16 protein-coding genes are annotated in these 22340 nt (G+C 65.2%); 13 read left to right on the plus strand and 3 right to left on the minus strand.

Annotated features, from left to right (window positions below; translation table 11 throughout):
- The first annotated feature begins 70 nt into the window (after positions 1-70).
- The 4 genes from ACQ4WY_RS16925 to ACQ4WY_RS16940 all read left to right on the plus strand — a co-directional run bounded on the left by ACQ4WY_RS16925 (position 71) and on the right by ACQ4WY_RS16940 (position 2906).
- Complete coding sequence (locus ACQ4WY_RS16925; RefSeq protein WP_436505033.1) at positions 71-712, plus strand: peptidylprolyl isomerase; 642 nt, start codon at positions 71-73, stop codon at positions 710-712.
- 71 nt (positions 713-783) lie between these two features.
- The gene (locus ACQ4WY_RS16930; RefSeq protein ID WP_034784044.1) at positions 784-1275 is read left to right on the plus strand and encodes a peptidylprolyl isomerase; all 492 of its coding nucleotides are present in this window, start codon (positions 784-786) and stop codon (positions 1273-1275) included.
- Between the two features lie 86 nt (positions 1276-1361).
- Positions 1362-2117: a UDP-2,3-diacylglucosamine diphosphatase gene (locus ACQ4WY_RS16935; RefSeq protein ID WP_436505442.1), complete on the plus strand. Its 756-nt coding sequence runs from the start codon at positions 1362-1364 to the stop codon at positions 2115-2117.
- Positions 2118-2186: 69 nt separating this feature from the next.
- The gene (locus tag ACQ4WY_RS16940) at positions 2187-2906 is read left to right on the plus strand and encodes a DUF72 domain-containing protein (protein ID WP_436505034.1); all 720 of its coding nucleotides are present in this window, start codon (positions 2187-2189) and stop codon (positions 2904-2906) included.
- Here ACQ4WY_RS16940 and ACQ4WY_RS16945 read toward each other — a convergent pair.
- Complete coding sequence (locus ACQ4WY_RS16945; RefSeq protein WP_436505035.1) at positions 2903-5089, minus strand: NHL repeat-containing protein; 2187 nt, start codon at positions 5087-5089, stop codon at positions 2903-2905. The genes ACQ4WY_RS16940 and ACQ4WY_RS16945 overlap by 4 nt on opposite strands.
- 290 nt (positions 5090-5379) lie before the next feature.
- Between ACQ4WY_RS16945 and ACQ4WY_RS16950 the strand changes: the two genes are divergently transcribed.
- The 7 genes from ACQ4WY_RS16950 (at position 5380) to ACQ4WY_RS16980 (ending at position 20120) form a co-directional block, all read left to right on the plus strand.
- Entirely contained in the window at positions 5380-5760 is a 381-nt protein-coding gene (locus ACQ4WY_RS16950) for a GntR family transcriptional regulator (RefSeq protein ID WP_353657926.1), read from the plus strand.
- Positions 5757-6629 carry an ABC transporter ATP-binding protein gene (locus tag ACQ4WY_RS16955; RefSeq protein ID WP_436505036.1) on the plus strand — a complete coding sequence of 291 codons (873 nt, stop codon included), beginning with the start codon at positions 5757-5759 and terminating at the stop codon, positions 6627-6629. The genes ACQ4WY_RS16950 and ACQ4WY_RS16955 overlap by 4 nt, the downstream gene beginning before the upstream one ends.
- Positions 6626-7627: a hypothetical protein gene (locus tag ACQ4WY_RS16960; protein ID WP_436505037.1), complete on the plus strand. Its 1002-nt coding sequence runs from the start codon at positions 6626-6628 to the stop codon at positions 7625-7627. The genes ACQ4WY_RS16955 and ACQ4WY_RS16960 overlap by 4 nt, the downstream gene beginning before the upstream one ends.
- Before the next feature lie 758 nt (positions 7628-8385).
- Positions 8386-15390: a hypothetical protein gene (locus ACQ4WY_RS16965; protein ID WP_436505038.1), complete on the plus strand. Its 7005-nt coding sequence runs from the start codon at positions 8386-8388 to the stop codon at positions 15388-15390.
- A 134-nt stretch (positions 15391-15524) separates the two neighbouring features.
- Entirely contained in the window at positions 15525-16793 is a 1269-nt protein-coding gene (locus ACQ4WY_RS16970) for a TolC family protein (RefSeq protein WP_436505039.1), read from the plus strand.
- A gap of 28 nt (positions 16794-16821) precedes the next feature.
- Positions 16822-18954, plus strand: coding sequence for an ATP-binding cassette domain-containing protein (locus tag ACQ4WY_RS16975; RefSeq protein WP_436505041.1), 2133 nt, complete (start codon positions 16822-16824; stop codon positions 18952-18954).
- A complete protein-coding gene (locus ACQ4WY_RS16980; protein ID WP_436505042.1) occupies positions 18951-20120 on the plus strand; it encodes an HlyD family type I secretion periplasmic adaptor subunit in 1170 nt (389 codons plus the stop codon). The genes ACQ4WY_RS16975 and ACQ4WY_RS16980 overlap by 4 nt, the downstream gene beginning before the upstream one ends.
- Before the next feature lie 14 nt (positions 20121-20134).
- Here ACQ4WY_RS16980 and udk read toward each other — a convergent pair whose 3' ends face one another.
- Entirely contained in the window at positions 20135-20779 is a 645-nt protein-coding gene (gene udk / locus ACQ4WY_RS16985; RefSeq protein WP_436505044.1) for a uridine kinase, read from the minus strand.
- Between the two features lie 59 nt (positions 20780-20838).
- On the minus strand, positions 20839-21342 hold the full coding sequence (locus ACQ4WY_RS16990; protein WP_353657935.1) for a DUF2199 domain-containing protein: 504 nt from the start codon (positions 21340-21342) through the stop codon (positions 20839-20841).
- A 171-nt stretch (positions 21343-21513) separates the two neighbouring features.
- Between ACQ4WY_RS16990 and ACQ4WY_RS16995 the strand changes: the two genes are divergently transcribed.
- Together ACQ4WY_RS16995 and ACQ4WY_RS17000 are read left to right on the plus strand one after the other, a co-directional pair.
- Positions 21514-21963, plus strand: coding sequence for a DUF4240 domain-containing protein (locus ACQ4WY_RS16995; RefSeq protein ID WP_353657936.1), 450 nt, complete (start codon positions 21514-21516; stop codon positions 21961-21963).
- Positions 21964-21970: 7 nt separating this feature from the next.
- Positions 21971-22339, plus strand: a complete 369-nt coding sequence (locus tag ACQ4WY_RS17000) for a tetratricopeptide repeat protein (protein ID WP_436505045.1) — start codon at positions 21971-21973, stop codon at positions 22337-22339.
- Position 22340 lies beyond the last annotated feature (1 nt).

Consider the following 22340-nt stretch of genomic DNA (forward strand, 5'->3'; position numbering starts at 1 on the left):
GTTCAACCGAATTTTCACATCTTTACAATTAAAGCAAGTTTAAAGAAAAATAACGATCAAGGACGCCTTCATGCAAGAAATCAAATCGAAACGCCTGTCTTTCCTGGCCCGCTTTTGCACCCTGTTTGCCGGCCTGACCCTGGGCGGAGCCGTCGTGGCGGCAGCGCCAACGGCCGCAGCAACGGCTGCCCTCGACCCCACGCCGCACGTGGCCCTGAAAACCAGCATGGGCGAGATCGTGCTGGAACTGGACCAGGAAAAAGCGCCCCTAAGCGTGGCCAATTTCTTGCAGTACGTCAAGAGCGGTTACTACAAAGGCACCGTGTTTCATCGCGTCATCGACGGCTTCATGATACAGGGCGGCGGCTTCGACAAGAACATGAAGCAGAAAGCCACCAAGGCGCCGATCAAGAATGAAGCGCAAAACGGCTTGCAAAACGTTACCTACAGCATCGCCATGGCGCGCACGGGCGACCCGCATTCGGCCACCGCGCAATTCTTCATCAACGTCAACGACAATGGCCCGCTCGACTACCCTGGCCGCGACGGCTTCGGCTACACGGTGTTCGGCAAGGTCGTCAGCGGCATGGACGTGGTCGACAAGATCAAGGCCGTTCCCGTGGCGGACAAGGGCCCGCACCAGAACGTGCCGGTTACCCCCGTGGTGATCGAATCGGCGACTTTACTCAAGTCCGCGCCCGCAAAACTGTAAAATAGCGTTTTTGCGGCCCTGAACCACGGGGGCCGTTGAATCATTTATCATCCAATTTATTAAGGATCATCATGACCTCCGTCATCATCACCACCAATCTGGGCAAGATCACCGCTGAACTGGACGCCGAGAAAGCGCCGAAAACGGTTGCCAACTTCCTGGCCTACATGAAAGCCGGTCACTACGACAACACGATTTTCCACCGCGTCATCGACGGCTTCATGATCCAGGGCGGCGGTTTCGAGCCAGGCATGAAACAAAAGCCAGCCGACACCACCGTGGAAAACGAAGCCAAGAACGGCCTGAAAAACGATACGTACACGCTGGCCATGGCCCGCACGTCGGATCCGCACTCGGCATCGGCCCAGTTCTTCATCAACATCAAGAACAACAGCTTCCTCGACTATCCAGGTCAGGACGGCTGGGGCTACGCCGTATTCGGTAAAGTCACCGAAGGCAAGGAAGTCGTCGACGCCATCCGCGCCGTGAAAACCTCGCGCGCCGGCATGTTCGCCGATGTGCCAGTGACGGACGTCATCATCGAGAAGGTAGAAGCTGTTTAATTCGGCTACTGCATCATGAATAACAGGCATTGCAGCGTTTTCGCCTCTCCATGCACTTCACTTTTTGGGAGCGTTGAACGATGACAATGCCTGCCGCACTCTTTATTTCCGACCTGCATCTGCAGAGCTCGCACCCGCGCACCAGCGCGGCGTTTCTTTCTTTCCTGGAACACCATGCGCAATATGCGCAAGCGCTATATCTATTAGGCGACCTGTTCGAATACTGGGCCGGTGACGATGACCTGGAAGACCCGTTCAATGCGCGCATGACGGCCGCCATCCGTGCCGTCAGCGATGCGGGCGTGCACGTGTACTGGATCGCCGGCAACCGCGACTTTCTTGTCGGCTCCGGCTTTGCCGCCGCCGCCGGCGCCACCCTGCTCAGTGAACCGCATGTGGCCACGATTGCCGGCCAGCGCATCGTCTTGCTGCATGGCGACGCCGAATGCACGAAAGATGTGCAATACATGGAGTTCCGCTCCATGGTGCGCCAGCCCGCCTGGCAAAAACAGTTCCTGTCCATGCCGCTGGCGCAGCGCAAGGCCATCATCGATGGTTTGCGTCAGAGCAGCCGCGAGCACAATGGCGAAAAATCCATGGACATCATGGATGTCACCGCCGACGCTGTCGCGCAAGTGTTTGCCGAGCACGCCAGCACCGTCATGATTCACGGCCATACGCACCGCCCCGCCCTGCACCAGGTCGACAATACCTTGCGCTATGTCTTGCCCGACTGGGAATGCGACGTGACAGCGCCGGAACAAGCACGCGGCGGCTGGATCGCCATCGATGCGCGCGGCAATATCACGCGCCACGATCTCAGCGGCAACATCATCGACTAGGCCTGCGCCGACCACCGCACGGGCGTTTGTCCGATAGCCGCGCCCGCCTGACCTTGCTGTAATGGCGCCATGCATACTGTTTACATCGGCACGGCCGGCTGGAGCCTTTCCAGCGCCGCAGCCAGCCACTTCCCCCGCGATGGCAGCCACCTGCAGCGCTATGCTCAGGTGCTTGACTGCGTGGAAATCAACAGCTCCTTCTACCGCCCGCACCAGAGCGCCACTTACGCGCGCTGGGCTGCCAGCGTGCCTGAGCACTTCCGCTTCAGCGTGAAATTGCCACGCAGCATCACGCACGAACGGCGTTTGCGCGACTATGCGGCCGAACTGGATCGCTTTGCGGGGGAAGTCTTGCAACTGGGCACAAAACTGGGCTGCGTGCTGGTGCAGCTACCGCCCAGCCTGCGTTTCGATGCGGAGGTGGCCGCCGATTTTTTCGGTGCGCTGCGCCAACGCTTCGGCGGCATGCTCGCGTGCGAAGCGCGCCACCCCAGCTGGTTCGAGGCAGGCGCGACCGAGCTGTTAACGATGCAGCGCATCACGCGCGTGCGCGCCGATCCGCCCGCGGGACAGCCGGGCCCGCACGTGCCGACGACGAGCGTGGCCTACCTGCGCCTGCATGGCAGCCCGAAAATATATTATTCGGACTATCCGGCCGATTACCTGGCGGCGCTGGCCGCCGAATTGCGCACACCAGCGCACGCGGGCAGCTGGTGCATCTTCGACAATACGGCGGCCGGGGCCGCCCTGTTCAATGCGCTGGATTTACACGCACAGATCAGCGCCTAGGGCAACGGCGTCTGCAGCACCGCCTGGGTCGTGAAACCGTACAAGGTACCGTTGCCGAAGGCGAGGATACTGATGTCCGGATGGCCCCATGCCAATGCTGGCGTGGAAATGACGCCAGCCGTATTGATCTTGCGCACCCAGCCTTGGCCGCTCAGGTACAGATTGTCGCTCGTATCGAAGGCCAGGCTGGGCGCCCCCGAAAACGGCAAGCCGCCTACGCCTGGCGGACCATCGCCGCCGCTGCCCTTGTTGAGGGTACCGGCAAAAACGCTGGCCTTGCCCGTGCGATCGACCCTGAAGACGACTTGATGCACATTATCGTCAAAATACAGATTGCCCTTGCTGTCAAAAACCAGGCTGCCCGGGTCCATATACTCCCAGCCATACCCCGTGTCGCCCAGCGAGCGCCTCATGGACTCAAATGACAGGAACGCCGAGAACGTTCCGCCGGGAGGGCGGCGGAAGATGCCGTCGGGGCCCCAGCCCAGCCAGGCCATATAGCCCTCCTTGTCGATCGCCAGCCGATACTGCAAAGGTTTGCCGGTGCCGACAGGTAAAGCTTCCTGTGTCGAGACCTGGCCATCCTTGCTGATCTTGCGCAGGTTAAACGTAGTGCCAGTAGCTGTCTTGTCAGCAAAATACACGGCACCATCCTTGTCGCAGGCTATCGCGACAGGACCAAGCATCGTCGCGCTTGCGCGCGGCCCGTCATTGCTGCCTGCCTGGCCGGCAATTCCCGCGTAGACAGTGAAAGCTCCGTCCGGCGTCACACGGCGCAACACCTTGTTTGTCATATCGAGCAAATAGACGTTGCCCGCAGGATCGCTGCACATGCCCGAGCTACCCACGTAACCCACGCGGGCCGCCCCGCCGACAGCTTCGGTCACCCCCATATTGCCCGGCATGAAAGGCATGGCGGACAACACCTTTGTCGCATCGAACCGGACCAACCGGTGCTTGTTGGCATCGTGGACTATCATGCCGCCTGACGACTCCAGCAACAGGGAATTGAGATACGTCCAGCCGGCGGAAGCGCCAGCCGCATCGGTCACCGTCCCGCCAACCAGGGTAGTCACGTCACCATCCGGCGTCATGCGGCGGATAGCGGTGGCGTCAGCCACCAGCACATTGCCGTCACGGTCGGCCGCCATGCCGCGAATATTGCGGAAGCTGGCGGCGGCGCCTTTGCCATCCTCGCTCACACGCTTGTTACTTCCCGCAACCACGACGGCCACTCCCTGCTGCCAACGATATATCCGGCTGCCAATCCCGTCGCTGAAGTAGATCGTGCCGCTGGCATCGACGGCCAGTTGCGATGGGGATTTATTGAACCCCTTGCCATCGACCAGCGTCTCGGAACTGACGAGTCCCGCGGGCGTCACCCGGCGAATCATTTGTCGCTCAGCATCAGCAAGCAGGACATCGCCATTACTATCCATGGCCATGCCCGTAGTCCAGCCGAATTGCGCCAGTGCACCTTGCCCATCGGCGACCACTGCTTCCGAAGCAGACCAGTCGCATGCCGCGCTGCGCTGTCCTGCGACCGTGCTGACCACGCCGGCTGGCGTAATCTTGCGCAAGAGGGCATTGCAATTATCGAAAAGATACAGATTCGCCGCGCGATCGATGACCAGGGTCGAAATCCCGCCACTCATGTGGAAAGTGGCTGCGGTTGCGGCGCCATCGTCGGCGCCTGGCTTGCCAGAAATGCCCGCGTACACGCTCAAGGCGCCGGCAGGCGTGACCTTATGGATGACTTGTCGCACAGCATCGGCGATGTAATAGTTGCCGGTCGCATCCTGCACCATGCCGGACACATTCTGGATTTTCTCCTGCACGCCCGCCAGCACAACTGGTAGGCAACGCACGGCGAGCGTGTTGACGTCCGCATTGCCCACCGTCGCTGCAGCATTCGCAATGATGCACCCCAGGCCTTCCGACGTGCTGTCGATCTTGCCTTCATAGCTGGCGCCAGCCGCTAGCTTGCCCGCAAAATTAAAGGCGCCGTTGGCGGTGATGGTGACTTTGTCGCTGCCGTTCGCCAGCACCACCTGGGCGCTAGGACCCAAGCCGCTGACCGTGCCGCCCACCAGGTAGCGCGGCGCTTCGGTAGCCGGTGCGATGGGTGCCGTGGGGGTGCCAGAATCACCGGAACCGCCGCCACAGGCGCTCAGTCCAGCCAACAGGACAGCGCCACAGCCGGCACGCCTGAACAGGTTTTGCAATTTTCCATATCGATTTATCATTGCTGCTTTCATGGTTACCGGCGACGACTTCCGCCAAAAGTTATCAAGTAAGATTCTCAAACACGCAACATTATAGTTTCCTTATGGATAGAAAAACATGAATATGTTGACATTTGAATTTTCACTGATATAGTTAACTACAACACCAACTCAATACATCACGGAGCTTCGATGCCTACAGCATTTTTCACGCGCCGCACCGCCCCGCCCTTATCGGAGCGCATCCCATGAGCACGGAATGGAACGACAATAGCCCCATCTACCGCCAGCTCAAGGCCAGGGTGGTGGGCATGATGCTCGATGGCGTGCTGCAGTCTGGCGACGCCTTGCCTTCGGTGCGCCAGGTGGCGGCCGATTATCAATTGAATCCCATCACGGTTTCGCGCGCCTATCAGGAACTGGTCGACGATGCCCTGGTGGAAAAACGCAGAGGACTCGGTATGTACGTCTTGGAAGGCGCCCGCGACAAATTGCTGGCCAGTGAACGCGAGCGCTTCCTGCGCGAAGAATGGCCGGCCTTGCTGGAACACATCACCCGCCTGGGCCTGGACCTCGAGCAACTACTGCAAGCGAGCCGCAACGGTGGCGCACACGGAGAGAACGCATGAATGCATTGAACAAGGACAGCGTCATCAGCGCGCGCGGCCTGCGCAAGCAATATGGCAAGCAGGTGGCCATTGCCGACATCAGCTTCGATATCGCGCCGGGGCGCATCGTCGGCTTGATCGGGCCTAACGGTTCCGGCAAGACCACCACGCTGAAAGCCATCCTGGGCCTGACGGGCTTCGATGGCGAGCTGTCGGTGCTGGGCCGCGATCCCCGCGTGCAGCGCGACGCGCTGATGGAAGACGTGTGCTTCATCGCCGACGTGGCCATCCTGCCGGGCTGGCTGCGCGTGGCGGACGCCATCGATTTCGTTGCCGGCGTGCATACACGTTTCGACCGCAGCAAGGCCGAGCGCTACCTGGCCCACACCAAACTGTCGCCGAAGATGAAGGTCAAGGCCATGTCGAAAGGCATGGTGGTGCAGCTGCACCTGGCACTGGTGATGGCCATCGACGCCAAGCTGCTGGTGCTCGACGAGCCGACCCTGGGCCTGGACATTCTGTACCGCAAGCAGTTCTACCAGAACCTGCTGGAAGACTATTTCGATGAAAACAAGACCATCGTCATCACCACGCACCAGATCGAGGAAGTGGAACACATCCTCAGCGACCTGATGTTCATCCGTGACGGCAAGATCGTGCTGGCCTCGAGCATGGAAGAGGTGGGCGAGCGCTATAGCGAGGTGATGGTGGGCCCGCAGCACGTCAATCCGGCGCGCGCCCTGCAGCCGATCAGCGAACGCAGCGTGTTCGGCAAGTCGGTGATGCTGTTCGATGGCGTCGCCCGCACCCAACTGGCCGCCCTGGGCGAAGTACGCACGCCCAGCCTGGCTGACCTGTTTGTCGCGACCATGAAAGGATCGTACCAATGAGTATTTCCCCTGCAAACAAGATGCAATGGCTGATCCGGCGTGAGTTGTGGGAACACAAGGGCATGCTGGTGTGGACGCCTGCCCTGATCGGCGTCGTCATGACGGTGCTGGGCGCCCTGATGGCGGCCGCGACCGTCGCAAAGAGCAAAATGCACACGGCGCTCATCGTCAATGGCGAGGAAATTTCCTGGAGCACCGTCTTCAATACGCGCACCTTTGGCCCGCGCCGCACGGAATTCATCGACGCCGTCGCCAACAACTACACGTACGCGGCTGCGCCGCTGTTCCTGGCACTGGGCTTCCTGGTGTTTTTCTATTGCCTGAGCGCCCTGCATGACGACCGCCGCGACCGCAGCGTGCTGTTCTGGAAATCGTTGCCCGTCTCGGACACGCAGACGGTGCTGTCAAAAGCGGCCATCGCCCTGCTGGTCGCGCCGCTGATCGTGGCCGCTGCCGCCAGCCTGACTTCGCTGGCCCTGATCCTGATCCTGAGCGGCGTGTTGGCGGCCAACGGCATCCACGTGTGTGCCGAACTGCTCGGCTCTTCCGGCCTGTACCTGGGACCGCTGCGCGTGTTTGGCTTGCTGCCCGTGTATTGCCTGTGGGCCTTGCCGACGGTGGGCTGGCTGCTGATGGTATCGAGCTGGGCCAAGTCGAAAGTCTTCGTGTGGGCCGTCGGCGTGCCGCTGCTGCTGCTGATCCTGACAGTCTGGGCAGGTAAGCTGACGCAGACGGAAAACGATCTCAGCTGGATACAGATGAATGTCATCGGGCGCGCCCTGCTGGGCACTCTCCCCGGCAGCTGGTACCTGTTCGAGCCGGAACTGCTGCCGCGCATGCACGCCATGGCAGAAGGGGGGTCGCACATGACACGCATCGATGTGTTCAGCAATTCCTGGTCCAGCCTGGCCTTGCCAGCCGCCTGGCTGGGCGCAGCGGCAGGCGCGGCGCTGATTTGCGCCGCCATCCGCCTGCGAAGCTGGCGCGAGGAAGGCTGACAGCGCACTATCACTGCCCCATACAAAACGCCCCGCCCGCCGGGGCGTTTTCCATTTTCACTTCATTCAGGCCCCTGAAATAATAACTACTTTACTGATAGTTATTATGAAGACCCCTTCACACATAAAGACTATTCAATTGATAGCGTTAAATAGATATAAAAATTACAAATAATTATTTCTATCGTATTTTATTAGTAATCAAATTTAATAATCGATAGGCAAAAAAACAACAACTAGCAATTCGATAGCAAGATAGTTTTTTGGATGAAAGCCGCATAAATACTGGAGCACGGAAGCAGACTCAGCCGAATAGCCCGATTTCGTGACAATCTGTGATTATTCGCTAGTGAAAGTATTGACAGAATAGTGTCATGGAAAATGATCAAAATAAAATTGAAAGTTTCAAAATTGAAACTACCATCAGAGTGAAAGCAAGTGCATGCCTCGTGCAAATACGGCTACCTGCCAGTGTGCATCGCATGATCAGCCAGTTGTCAGCGCACCAAAATACAGGAAAACGGCGACACATCAAACAAATATAAAAATAACATTTTTAATACGACTGAAGAAGCGCTCTCGTCCGCCAGCGTTTTTTTCCCAATTATGTTTTACTTGCCACTATCAACATCGGAAACACCAAAGTTCAACCACGGCCCAAGCCTCGCCGGAGCAAGCAAGGAATCGAAACAGATTATTGATTTTTTATTATTTTTAGAAAATTCGACGAATACATAACCTTTTCCGGAGACTTTCAAATGGCCACCACCCAAAATCCAGCACAAGTTCCCGTCAATGCCGAAGGCGCTGCCGCCAAGATCACGACGCCCGCAAAAAAAGCCGTCAATCCAAAAAATGGCGACCGCAAGCAGTATGACGAAGACGAACTGATAAAAGGGACCGATGCCAGCGCGACCATGCCGCCTGAAAATGTCGTGGAAGTCACGGGAAGCGCCGATAGCGGCAATGCCGGCGCACTGGGCGCGGCGGCCGCCGTGGCTGCAGCCGCTGCGGCAGCGGGAGGCGGTGGCGCGGCCGCTGGCCAGGCCGGCAACGGCAGCGCCGACCTCGGCACGCCGCAAAGCGATAACAATGGCGGCGCCGCTGGTGCGGCGGGCACAGGTGCAGGCGCCGCCGGCATCCCCAGCGGCAGTGTCGTGGATGTCGCCGGGGCGTCGGCTGGCGCGGGTGGTGGCGTCGGCGCGGGTGCTGCCAGTGGCTTGGGCGGACTTGGCGTGCTGGGCGCGCTGGGCGGCCTTGGTCTGGTTGCCGCCGCAGCAGGCGGTGGCGGCGGAGGCGGCGCCGCAGCTGGCGGCGCCGGCACAGGTGGCACGGGTACAGGTGGCACGGGTACGGGCGGCACCGGCGGTACGGGTGGCTCGACCGGCGGCCAGGGTGGCACGGGAAATCAATCCACCACCATCCCCGTCACCGACGCGGCCGTGCTGGCGGCCGCCGCAGCCGCGGCGGCCGCCGCCAATGCCCTGGCCGATGACGCCAGCGCCGCTGCGGCAGCAGCCACGGCAGCAGCTTCGCTGGCAGCGGCGAATGCCGCCATCCTGGCTGACCAACTGGCGGCACAAGCCGCCGCTGCAGCGGCGGCAGCCTTGCTCGCTGCCAATAGCGCCACCAGCGACGATGCACTGGCAGTCAGCACGGCCGCTGTCGTCCCCGGCGCGCAAGCGGCCGCTACCGTCGCCACGAATGACGACAACGCGGCCGCTGCAGCTGCAGCTACCGCCGCCATTTCCCAGGCCGCCGCCACGTCGGCGCAAAATGACGATGCGGCTGCCGTCACGGCCGCCGCCAACGCCGCCGCCGCGCACGCCGCGGCCGATGCGGCGCAAACACAAGCGGACCAGACCAACGCCCCGGCATTGCAAGCCATCGCCGATGCAGCCGACGTGGTCGCCACTGCAGCCAACACCCAGGCGGCACTGACCGATGCGGCGGCGCTGGGTGTCATCTCGGCCAATGATGCCGCCGCTGCCGCTGCCGCCACGGCCTTGGCCAATGCCACGGACGCCGCCGCGCTGGATCTGGCGGCAACGGCTGCCGCCAATGCCGCCGTCGCGGCAGGCATCCAGGCCAGCCTGACGGACGCCGCCGCCCTCGCGCTCGTCTCCAATGCCGATGCGTCCGCCGCCGCCGCGGCCGCCACCGTGGCCGCCGCCACCGATGCCGCCGCCCTGACCGCCGCCTCGAATGCGGCCGCCACCGCGGCAGCGAATGCGGCAAGCAACGCCAATGCCAGCGACGCCGCAGCGCTGGGCATTGCCGCCACGGCAGCAGCGAATGCCGCCGTGGCAGCCGCCACGCAAGCAGGACTCACCGACGCCGTGACGCTGACCATGGCAGCGGACGCCGCTGCCGGCGTCGCCGCCTGGGACGCCTCGATCGCCAACGCCACTGACGCCGTCGCCCTGCAAGCGGCCGCCGACGCGGCCGCGACAAACGCCGCCAATGCCCAGACGCAAGCGAACATGACGGATGCGCCCACCCTGGGTCTGATCGCCGACGCCGCCACCCTGGCGTCGGACGCCGCACAACTCCAGGCCGGCCTGACCGACGCGGCTGCGCTGGCCCTGATTTCCGATGCCGACGCCGCGGCAGCGGCGGCTGCCGCCTTGGCCGCCAATACCGATGCCGCCGCACTCGACGCAGCAGCAGCCCTTGCCGCCACCGTGGCAGCGAATGCCGTCATCACCGCCAACCTGAGCGACGCTGCCGCCCTGCAAATCACGGCCGATGCAGCGGCCAGTACAGCCGCCAGCGCCGCCACGCAAGCGGCATTGACGGACGCCGCCGCCCTGCAAGTGATTTCCGACGCCGATGCCGCCGCCGCGCTGGCGGCGCAAACGACGGCCAACCAGACGGACGCGGCCGCCCTCGCCGCTGCCGATGCAGCCGCCGCCAGCGATGCGGCCAATGCACAAACAGTTGCCGACCAGACCGATGTCGTGGCCTTGCAGCAAGCCGCCGACCAGGCCGATGCCGATGCGGCCGCCGCCAATGCGCAAGCGTCCCTGCTGGACGTCAATGTTGCCCTGAATGCGTTCAATCTCGCCAACCTCGCCGCCCTGGCCGCCAACGTCACGGCGGGCCAGACCAGCGTCATCGACCTGACGGCCACCGTCAATGCCTTGCAGCTCGGTGCCGATGGCGCCGATGCCGATGCCGGCCTGACGGATGCCGTCGCCCTTGCCGTCACCTCTACTGCCGATGCCGTGCTGGCGGCCGGCTTGCAAGTCACCGCCAACCTGACCAACGCCGGAGCGCTCATCACCGCGGCCGCCGCGGCCGTCTCGGCGGCGGAATCGGCCGCCCTGCTGGGCGGGATCGATATCTCGGCCGTCAGCGCAGCTGCCGCAGCACAGGCCGCAGCAGCGTCTGCCGCCGCCACGGCCGCACTGACCGATGCCGGTGTGCTGGGCATCGTCTCCACCACTGACGCCGCCGCTGAACTTGCCGCCCAGACTGCTGTCACCACCTTGACCACCGCCAATACGCTGGCGCAAAACGCCCTGACCACGGCACAATTTGTTGCCAACCAGACCGATGCCGTAGCCCTGGGCCTGGCCTCGTCGGTCGCCGATGCCGCTGCGGCCGCGGCCGTCACGACCGCTGGCCAGACCGATGCCATCGCGCTGAGCCTCATCTCGAACGCCGATGCGCTGGTCGCTACCTCTGCCGCCAGCCTGGCGGCGCTGACGGATGCCACTGCACTGGGACTCATTTCCACGGCCGACGCGACCGCCGCCAGCGCCTTGCAGGCAACGGCCAACCTGACGGATGCCGCTGCCCTGGGCCTGCTCGCCACGGTCGCCGCCGCGGCTGCCAATACGGCGACGAATGTTGCCAACCTGACCGACGCCGTGGCTCTGGGCACCGTCTCGGCGGCCGCCACCACGGCCGCCAATACGGCAGCCGCCACCGCCGCGCTGACGGACGCCACGGCCTTGGGCCTGGTCGCCACGGCCGATGCGGCTGCCGCTGCGGCCCTGCAAACGACGGCCAACCTGACCGATGCGGTGGCGCTGGGCCTCGTCTCGACGGCCGCCAACACGGCCGCCAGCGCCGCTGCCGCCGTCGCCAACCTGACCGATGCCGTGGCCCTGGGCACCGTTTCAACGGCCGCCACAGCTGCCGCCAACACGGCAGCGGCCACCGCCGCGCTGACCGACGCTGTCGCGCTGGGCTTGACGGCCACCGTCGATGCGGCGGCCGCCACCGCCGCACAAACCACGGCCAACCTGACGGACGCCGTCGCCCTGGGCCTGGTAGCGACCGTGAATGCCACCGCCGCTACGGCCGCCGCCACCGTCGCTGGCCTCACCGATGCCGTCCTGCTGGGCACAGCCCATACGCTCGACGTCACGGCCGCCACCGTGGCGGCCACCAAGGCAGCCTTGACGGATGCCGCCGCCCTGACCACCATCGCCAACAACGACGCCGCGAATGCCACCGCCCTGGCCGCCTATTCGACCGCGCACCCATTGGACCTGGTGGCAGCGCTGGCAGCCACCGTTGCCGCCACCACGGCGGGCTTGTCTCGCACCGCAGCGCTGGCGGCGCAAGCCGATGACGCGACGGCCGCCTCGACAGCAGCGACGGCCGCAGCGTCCCTGACAGCCCTGAACAATGCGCTCGCGGCCGACAATGCCGCCACTGCCGCCGCCACCCTGGCCCTGACTTCCCAAGCAGCAGCCACGGCGGCGCAACTGGACGACACGCTCGCGGCCACCGCCGCCGGCGTGGCTGCCACCTCGCTGGCAGCGGCCCAGGCGGCGCAGGCGGCCGACACCGCAGCCGCCGCGACGGCCGCGACGGCGGCCAACGCCCTGGCCGCCCTGAATGCCGCCCTGCAAGCGGACGCGAATGCGGCCGCCACGGCCGCCGCCGCCGTGACGGCGAGCGCGGCCACCGCTACCGCCATCGCCGACGATCTGGCGGCTGCGACAGCCGCCACTGTCGCCAACGTCTCGCAAGCGGCCGCGCAAGCGGCGCAACTGGCAGACAATGCAGCCGCCAGCGCTGCCACCATCGCCGCCAACGCGCTGGCCGCCCTGAACGCGGCCCTGGCCGACGATGCGGCAGCGGCCGCGGCTGTACTGAACTCCACCAACGCCACGGCCGCCGCCGTCGCCGCTACCGCCGCCGACACGGCTGCCGCGGCAGCCGCCGCCGTGGCAGCCATCTCGGCCGCCGCCACGCAGCACGCGCAAGCGGACGATATCGCCGCCGCCGCTGCCGCCCTGACGGCATCCATCTCGCTGGCAGCCACGCAGGCCGCGCAAGCTGCCGATCTCGCCGTCGGCACGACCGCGACGGCGGCAGCGAACGCGCTGGCCGCACTGAACCAGGCCCTGGCCGACGACGGTGCTGCCGCGGCAGCCAGCACGGCGGCCAGCAATGCGCAAGCGGCCCTGAACGCGGCCACGGCAACACTCAACGCGGCGATATTGACGGCCAGCGCTTCGCTCGCCGCCACCAATGCCGCCTTGGGCGCCGACGCCACCGCGGCCAGCACGGCGGCCGCTGCAGCAGCGGCCCAGGTACTTGCCGATGCCGCGCTGGCGGCCGATGTAGCCCTGGCCGCGCTCGCAACGGCGGCCAACAACGCACTGAACGCCGCCAGTGCGGCGCTGGCCGCCGACGATGCCGCCGCCAATGCCGCGCATACAGCAGCCCTCTCGGCGGCCGCCACCCTGGCGGCGCAACTGGCCGACACGGCGGCCCTCAACGCCCATGCCGCGCTCAACGCGGCCATCGCCAACCTGAACGCCGCCGTGACGGCTGATGTCAACGCCTCGGATGCCGACAATGACAGGACGCTGAAACTGAACCTCCTCCTCACCGCCCAGGGTGCGGCCGATGATGCGGCCCAGGCCAATGCCAATGCGGCGGCGGCCCATGCGGCACTGGCGGCGGCCCAGGCCGACGATGCGGCGGCGGCCACCGCTGCCGCGAATGCGATTGCGGCGCATGCGGCGGCGGTCGCGGCGCAAAATGCCGATGCCGCCGCGGCAGCGACGGCAGCGCAAGCGGCAATCTCGCTGGCCGCCACCCTCAATGCCCAGGCGGACGACGCCACCGCGGCAGCGGCCGCCACTGCCGCCGCCAATGCGCAACTGGCGCTGAATGCAGCCCTGGCCGCCGACGCCGACGTCGCTGCCACCGCCGCTGCGGCAGCAGCCGCCCAGCTGGCGGCGCAAAACGCGCATGACGCCGATGCAGCGGCAGCGGCAGCGGCCGTCGCGGCAGCCATTACCCTGGCAGCCACGCAGGCGGCGCAGGCCGATGACGCGGCAGCCGCACTGGCAGCGGCCAACGCCGCCAACGCCCAGGCTGCCCACAACGCCGCCGTCGCCGACGACCAGGCCGCCGCAGACGCTGCCGCAACCGCAGCGCTGGCGCAAGCGGCTGCCACGGCCGCTGCGGCAGCCGATGCCGCAGCCACCGCCAGCGCCGCAGCAGCGGCATCCGCACTGCTCGCCGCACAGGCAGCACAAGCCGACGACACGGCCGCCAATCAGGCAGCGGCGAATGCCGCTGCCGCCACCGCAGCGCACACGGCAGCCATCGCCGCTGATGCCCTCGCGGTCAGCACGGCGGCAACGGCGGCCACTGCCTTGGCGGCCGCTACGGCAGCACAGAACGACGATGACGCCGCAGCGGCAGCTGCCGCCCAGGCCGCCGCCTCGCTGGCCCTGACCCAAGCGGCCCAGGCCGACGATGCGGCGGCTGCAGCTGCCACCCTCAACGCCAACAACGCGGCGGCCGCCGCGCTGGCCGCCCATGCCGCCGATGCGGCGGCACCACTGGCACAGGCACAGGCAGCCGCTTCCCTGCTGGCCCTGCAAGCGGCGCAAGCCGACGATGCCGCCGCCGCCAGCGCCGCAGCGGCTGCGGCGCAAGCGCATGCCAATGCGAATGCCGCGTATGCGGACGACGCGGCGGCAGCCCAGGCCCATGCCGACGCGCAGGCTGCCGACGCAGCCCTGGCGCAAGCGAACGCCATCGCCGCGCAGACCGACGCCAGCGCCCTGGCCGTCGTGGCGAATGCGGATGCGGCCCACGCCGCCGCCGTGCAAGCCATCGCCGACCAGACCGATGCCGTAGCGCTCACGCAGGCCGCCGATGCGGCGGCGGCGGCGGCGCTGGCGGCGGCGCAAACGGCCGCCCTGACGGACGCCAGCGCCCTGCACCTGGCAGCCGATGCGGCGGCGGCGGCCGCCCTGCAAGCGCAGGCGCAGGCAGACCTGACGGACGCAGGCTCGCTGACGGTGGCGGCGAATGCCGATGCCGCGGCAGCGGCGGCGGCCCAGGCGCTGGCCGACCTGACGGACGCGAGCCAACTCTTCGTGCTGAGCCAGAATGCCCTGCACAACCCGCTGACGGTGGCCGACTTCAGCACCGGCCTGCCGGCCGCCGGCGGCGACGTGATCGACATGTCGGCCATCGCCCACCTGACGGCGTCCGTGGCGGTGGGCGTCAATCTGAGCACGGACTTCAGCAACAACAACCTGTTCATCTTCGACGGCACGTCCGTGTCGATAGGCGCGGCGGCCAGCGCCATCGCGGCCGACAACAGCGTCTTGTCGGGCCAGGGCTACATCGTCATCGCCGATGCGCAAAACAGCGGCGCCGTGACGGTGTATCACTCGAGTGACCTGAGCAACGCCAACGCCATCGACACGGCGCTGGTGCTGCTGAGCGGGGTGAACATCACGCAACTGACGGCGGCCAACTTCGTCGTCTGAGGCAGGGCACCCACGCCAGGCGCCGCGCCTGGCACGGCAGCGGGAGCGCAAAGCAGCGCGCTCCCGCCACACCTTGAAATGCGTCAGGCCTCGGGCCGGAAAAATACGGGATGAGATTACGCGGTTTCCCAGCATTGTCTTCACTGCCACGCATCGCGGCCTTGCTGGCGGCCGTGGCCATGGCATCGGCATCCTCTTACGCCGGCGCCCAGGGCGCCACCGCCTGGAGCTTCGACCAGGTCTTGCAGCAGGCGCTGCAAAGCCATCCCGCCGTCCAGGGCAAGCGTTCGGCGCAGGCAGCCGCGCGCGCCGAACTCGATGGCGCGCAATGGCAGCGCTTTCCCAGCCTGTCGGCCGAAGTACCCACCGGTTCGCAGGAAACGGGCGGCGTGGTGCGCATCGAGCAGCCGCTGTGGAGCGGCGGACGCATCGACGCCGGCATCGATGCCGCCGGCAGCCGGGTCGACGCGGCCGGCGCCGCCATCGAGGAAGAACGCCTGACCCTCTCCCTGCGCGTGATCGCCGCCTACACGGAAGCGCTGCGCCAGACGGCGCGCGTGCGCTCGGCGGAGGCAGGCCTGGCCGAGCACCAGCGCCTGCTGGACATGATCAAGCGCCGCGTGGTGCAGTCGGTCAGTTCGCAGACGGACCAGCGCCTGGCCGAGTCGCGCGCCTACCAGACTGCCAACGACGTGTCGAATGCGCGCCAGGCGCTGGAAAACGCGCTGGCACAGCTGTCGCAACTGGCCGGCAAACCCGTGCGCCTCGTCAGCGCCACGGGCATCGGCGTGGGCGAACCGCTGCCCGACGCCAGCCTGGAACGGGTCATGCGCCAGGCCATCGATTACTCCCCCACCCTGCACCGCCTCGATTTCGAGGCGCAGGCAGCCGATTCCGAGATCACCCTGCAGCGCTCGGCCTACATGCCGAAAGTCGTGCTGCGCATGGAAAAACCGACGGGCGGCATCAATGCCGACAACCGTACGCGCGCCATGCTGGTGCTGCAGGCGCAGCCGGGCGCCGGCCTGTCGGCCAAGGCTGGCGTGGATGCCGCCGTGGCCCGGCGCGAAGGCGCGCGCGCCGCGCACGACGTGGCCGAACGCGAGGTGCGCGAACGTTTCACGCTGGACTGGAACGAGGCCGAAGCGAGCCGCCAGCGCCTGGGCAATGCGGGCGAGGCCAGCACCACCTCGACGCAGGTATTCGAATCCTACGCGCGCCAGTACGTGATCGGCCGCAAGAGCTGGAACGACGTGCTCAACGCCGTGCGCGAAGCGACCCAGGCGCAGTTTTCGCTGGAAGACACGCGCGCGCAAGCGATTGCCGCCAGCCTGCGCCTGGCAGCGCAAACGGGCACCCTGGCCGGGCGCACGGCGCCGGCAGGCATGGCGCGCCCGCATTGACACCGACATGATGCACACAGGAGACAGCGTGGATACCTCCCTCAAACATGGCTTGCTGACACTCATCGAACGCGCCGCCCGCCTGGCAGGCCAGCACGTACCCGCCGCGCGCCTGGCCGACTTGCAACGCCAGCTCGACGACGTCGACGACAGCGGTGCCCCCGCCATGGTCCTGACCACCATCTGGCAGGCGGCCGGGCTGGAAGGCGCGGCACGCCCGCTGCACGAGCCGACGCCGGGCGAGCTGCCGTTCGCCGTCTACAGCGCCAGCACGGGCTGGGGCTTGCTGCAATCGCGCGGCGCCGACGGCGCCTGGCGTGGCGAAGGCGTCGATGGGCGCGCCTTGCAACTGGCCTCGCTGGCCGGCCTGGCTTGCGTGGGCCTGCCGCGCCGCAGCGAAAAAAGCAGCGCCCGCCCCGGCGCCCTGGGCCTGGTGCGCAACGCCCTGTGGCTGAAGAAAAGCGTGTTTGTCGACGCCGTGCTGGCCACCGCGCTGGTGACCCTGCTGACCATGGCCACCTCGCTGTTCTCCATGCAGGTGTACGACCGCGTGATCCCGAACCAGAGCTTCAGCACCCTGTGGGTGCTGGTGGTGGGCGTGGCGCTGTCGATCGGCCTGGAATTCATCCTCAAGCAGGTGCGCAGCCGCATCGTCGACCACTCGTGCAATGACGTCGACCATGAATTGTCCGAATGGTTTTTCCAGCGCATGCTCGGCATCCGCATGGAGGTCCGCCCCGCTTCCGTCGGCACCCTGGCGGCGCAAGTGAAGGGTTTTGAAATGGTGCGCGGCGTGCTCACGTCGACGTCGCTGTTCGTGCTGACGGACGTGCCCTTCGCCCTGATTTTTCTCGCCATGATCACCATCATCGGCGGTTGGCTGGTGGTCGTGCCGCTGGTGGCCCTGCCGCTGGCCCTCGTGTGCGGCCTGATGTTCCAGCGCGCCATCGAGAATCACACGCGCAAGAATCTCAACGCCAGCAACCGCAAGGCCGGCTTGCTGGTGGAAGCCGTCGATGGCGTCGAAACGCTCAAGGGCAGCAGCGCCGAATGGATGATGCAGGCGCGCTGGGCCGAACTGGTGGCCGAGAGCAGCCACGCGGAGCAGAATATCCGCGACTATGCGGCCCTGTCGCAAAACATCACGGCCGCCTTCCAGCAACTGACCAACGTGGCGCTGATCTCCATGGGTGCGTGGTTCGTGGCGGAAAACCAGATGACCATGGGCGCCCTGATGGCTTGCACCATCATCAGCAACCGCGCCCTGATGCCCATCGTGCAGCTGCCCGCCGTGATGGTGCAGTGGGCGCATGCGCGCGCCTCGATCGACGGCCTGGAACAGGTCATCAGCCTGCCCAACGAAGCGGACAACGCGCAGTTCGCGCTGACGCCGCGCAGCCTCGATACGGGACTGCGCTTCGAACGCATCCGCTTTACGTATGGCGGCGCGCAAAAGGTGGCGCTGGAAGCGGAAAGCCTGGCCATCCGCCCCGGTGAAAGAGTCGGCCTGGTGGGCGCCATCGGTTCGGGCAAGAGCACTCTGCTGAAACTGGCCTCGGGCCTGTACCAGCCGGCCGAGGGGAAAGCCTACCTGGGCGACGTCGACATGGCCCTGCTGGCGCCGGCCGTGGTGCGCGAAATGGTCGGCTACCTGCCTCAGGAAACGCGCCTCTTCAGCGGCACCCTGCGCGACAACCTGTTATTGGGACTGGCCGACCCGGGCGAGGAAGCGATCCTGGCGGCGGCCAGGCGCACGGGCCTGATCGAGCTGATACTGGGCCAGCCACGCGGACTGGCGCTGGGCATCACCGAAGGCGGACGCGGCGTGTCGGGCGGCCAGCGGCAATTGATCGCCGTCACGCGCCTGCTGCTGGCCAAGCCGCGCATCTGGCTGCTCGATGAACCGACGGGCGCCATGGATGCGAAAACGGAAGCGCGCATCGTCGGGCTATTGGGCGAACTGGCGGCCGAAGGCGTGACCATGGTCGCCACCACGCACAAGAACGCCCTCTTGCCCCTGCTCGACCGCCTGGTGGTGCTGCAGGCGGGACGAGTGCTGCTCGACGGCCCGCGCGACTTTGTCCTGGCCAAGCTGTCGGGCAAGCCGCAGGCCGTACCCAGTCCCGCAACTGCGCCGGTGGCGCAAGGAGCCGTCGCATGAAGCTGGCCAAGGTCGAGACGCGGGAAGAGGCCAAACGGGGCCGGCGGCTGATCTGGAGCTGCACGCTGGCGCTGGCTTGTGTCATCGCCTGGGCTTCGTGGGCCGAGCTGGACCAGGTCACGCGCGCCAACGGCCAGGTGATCGCCAGTTCGCGCAACCAGATCATCCAGGTGGCCGATGGCGGCGTGCTGGCCGAGCTGCGCGTGCATGAAGGCAGCGTGGTGAAAAAGGGCGAACTGCTGGCGCGCTTCGACCGCACGCGGGCCGAGACGAGCTACCTGGAAAGCACGGCCAAGGCGGCCGGGCTGAAGGCGGCCGTGGCGCGCCTGCAGGCGGAAGTGTTTGGCGGCGCGCCGAAGTTCCCGTCCGAACTGCAGGCGTTCCCGGAATTTCGCGCCAACCAGCTAGCCCTGTTCAGCAAGCGCCAGGGCGCCGTGCAAGCGGAAGTGAGCTCGCTGGAAAGCGCCATGAAGCTGATCAAGGAAGAGCTGGAAATGAATTTGCCGCTGCTGGAAACGGGGGATGTCAGCCGCGCCGAGGTGCTGAAACTGCGGCGCCAGGTGGTCGACATCCAGGCACAGATCACCAACCGGCGCAACAAATACCTGCAAGACAGCCAGACGGACCTGGTGAAAGCCCAGGAAGACCTGGCCGGCGTGCTGCAGACGGTGACGCAGCGCAAGGAACAGCTGGGCTCGACGGACATTTACGCGCCAACCGACGGCATCGTGCGCAATGTGCGCCTCACCACTCTGGGCGGCGTGGCCAAGCCGGGCGAGGAAATCCTGCAAATCGTGCCCACGGACGATGACCTGATCATCGAGGCAAAAGTCAAACCGGCCGACATCGCCTTCATCAAGCCCGGCCTGCCCACGGCCGTGAAACTCGACGCCTATGACTACGGCATCTACGGGCGTTTGCGCGGCACCGTCAGCTACATCAGCGCGGACACTTTAAATGAAGACAACAAGGGCAACGAGCAGCCGTACTACCGCGTGCAGATCAAGACCAGCGGGCGCAATCTGATGGGCAAGAATGGCGAGCCGATCTTGATCCAGCCGGGCATGACGGCCACCGTGGAAATCAACACGGGACGCAAGACGGTCTTGCGCTACCTGACGAAACCGATCACCAAGACGTTTTCAGAGTCGATGGGGGAGCGCTGACGCAGCGGGCTACGTCAGCCGGCCGGCTTCAATTGACCAATGACGCTCGCCACCTTGGCGGTAATCATGTCGACCGCGGGCCCATTGGCGCCATGCGGCAAAATGACATCGGCATTGCGCTTGGTGGGCTCGATGAATTGCTTGTGCATCGGGCGTACTGTTTCCAGATACTGCTCGATGACGCTTTCGACCGAGCGACCGCGTTCGGTGATATCGCGTTGCATGCGGCGGATGAAGCGCACGTCGGAGGCCGTATCGACAAAGATCTTCAGCGACATCATGTTGCGCAAGTCTTCGTCATACAAGGCAAACAGGCCTTCGATCACGATCACCGGGGCCGGCTTGACCGGAATGGTCCTGTTGGAGCGATTGTGCAGCGTGAAATCGTACTCCGGCATCTCGATCGCCTCGCCATTGCTCAAGGCCTGGATATGCTGCACCAGCAATGGCCACTCGAACGCCTGCGGATGGTCGTAATTCTGCTGGCGGCGAACTTCAGGGGAGAGATGGGTTTGGTCGCAGTAGTAGTCGTCCTGCATCACGACCGAGACCATGTCGGCGCCAAAGGACGCCAGCACCTGCTGTGATACGGTTGACTTGCCACTGCCGCTTCCGCCAGCGACACCAATAACAAACGGTTGGAAGGAAATATTATTCATGCCGAATGATACCGGAAACGCGACCGGACTGACAGGGAGCGGCTGAAAAGCCGGGCCTGTCACGCGCCATGCATCAGCCGCGCATACAGCTCGGCCACCCGCTCTGCCGTGATGCCGTCGCGCTGTTCGATGGCCAGCGGATGCTCCGTCGGCTCCAGCTCGATGGACGGGCGCACGCCATCGTCGCGCAGATGGACGCGGGTTTTCAGGTTCAGGGTATCCGGGTACACGGGCAGTTGCGTGCTGAGCCAGCCGAAGAAGGGACCGATGTGCGCCCGCTGCGCGTCATTGAAGCAGGCATCCCAGGAGTCGAAGCTCTCGCCGCTCAGTGACACCCACACGCCCCAGCTGAACGGCTCATCCGAGCCATGCACGGGGATGTCGATGGTGGCGCGCACGAAGCAGTGTGCTTCGTCGACGATGCAGGCGTCGCTGTCGAGCTGGCAGCGCGCTTCGCGCTCGGCGGGCGCCATCTGCTCATACAGCCACGGCGCATCGGCGCCGAAGCTGGGCATGCCCGTGTGGGTCTCGCCGCAGGAGCGGCACAGGAAGGAAAAACTCATGCGTGAAGGCCGCCTATTCGAATTGTTTGTGGTGTTGAATGCAAAGAGTTACTTAGGAAACGGTGCGCTTGGTATTCGAGCAAGATGATATTCTAAACAATCTCAAGATGCGCAGACGGGGTGAATCGCGCCACCGGCATTGCATGCTTAACCTCTTACCAGGAATTAACAATGAACGAAGAAAAATTTTGGCAGCTGATAGAGCAGATCGACCGTGAGGCCTTGGAAGACGGTGACGCCGATGCCGCAGTGGAACCATTGACCGAAGCGCTCGCCGAATTGCCGGTCAAGGACATCAAGGGCTTCGAGGAGTGCCTGGCTCAGGCACTGTACAAGCTCGATGGCAAGGTGTTCGCGGACCATGCCGGTGCATCAGGAAAGTCGGACGACGGTTTCCTGTATGCGCGCTGTTTCGTTGTCGGCTCGGGCAAGGTCACCTATGACAGCGTTCTGGCCAACCCCACACTGATGCCCGATCAAACGGACGACTGCCTGGAAGAACTGTTGAGCGTCGCTCCCGAGGCCTGGTCCGAGAAGACAGGGCGTGACACCGATGACTGGGATTTTACCGCCAGCGTCGATTATGAAACCGGAAGCAATTCCGCTGCCTGGCCTGGCTAAGGCGGCAATGGACGCCATCGCCGCAAGCAAGGCGCATATCAAGCTGGCCGAAGGTGATGCCGGGCAATGGGATGTGCACATGGCGGCAGCTGAAGCCGTGTTGTGCAGCGCCTTGCAAGCGGCCCAGCAAGACACCGCCCTGCTCACTTGCCTGGGCGCCGTGCTGTGTGACCAGGGTAAGTACAGGGAAGCCGTCAACGTACTGGAAACGGCGCTCAAGCTGGGCTCGCCGGACTGCCATACCCATTACAACCTTGGGGTGGCCCTGGCGGGACTGGCAAAACCCCGCAAGGCCATGGCGCAATTTGGCAAGGCGCAGGGCCTTGCCGCTTCCAGACTGACCTGGACCGCCTATTTCGACCCGCAGGCCCTATAGG

The sequence above is a fragment of the Janthinobacterium salmonicoloratum genome, assembly GCF_051380845.1.
Lineage (GTDB): Bacteria > Pseudomonadota > Gammaproteobacteria > Burkholderiales > Burkholderiaceae_D > Janthinobacterium > Janthinobacterium lividum_F.